Annotated in this window: 1 protein-coding gene; it reads left to right on the top strand. The window is 45.1% G+C overall.

The genetic code is table 11. The features are described 5' to 3' along the window. Positions 1–50: 50 nt before the first annotated feature. On the top strand, positions 51–526 hold a 476-nt coding region (locus R7Q09_RS28185; protein WP_318138026.1), incomplete at its 3' end, for a DUF72 domain-containing protein.

The raw sequence follows: 526 nt of genomic DNA, 5'->3' as shown, positions 1-526 counted from the left end.
CAGCAAAACTCTCGTAAAGTGCGTACAGGAGATACAAACAATAAAGAATGATGGATAATTTACCCCTTCGACTTGGTTTAACCATGTGGTCTCACAACCAATGGCAACAAAGCTTTTACGGTAGTGGAACTAAACCTGCTGAGCGTTTAGAAAAATACGCTCAGGTATTTCATACTGTGGAAGGAAATACCACCTTTTACGCCACGCCGACACACAACACGGTGCAAAATTGGAAAGCGGCAACGCACGACGATTTTAAGTTTACGTTTAAGCTCCCTAAGGCTATCACTCATGAACAAATGCTAAGAGGCTGCAACGAGCAACTTCGTGATTTTATGAAAATCATGGAGCCCCTGCATGAGCGCGTCGGTCAATGGACGATACAACTCCCAGCAGCTTTTGGCCCAGAGTATCTTGAACGTTTGAAAAAGTTTTGCGCCAGTTTCCCGCCTAACTTTCCACTGGGCGTAGAAGTACGTCATATGGCCTTTTTCTCTAAAGGCGAGGAAGAGCGAGCGCTTAATCA

The organism is Vibrio sp. 2130-1, assembly GCF_033339515.1.
The sequence above is the reverse complement of the archived record's forward strand: the minus strand, read 5'-3'. Positions and strand labels throughout refer to the sequence as shown.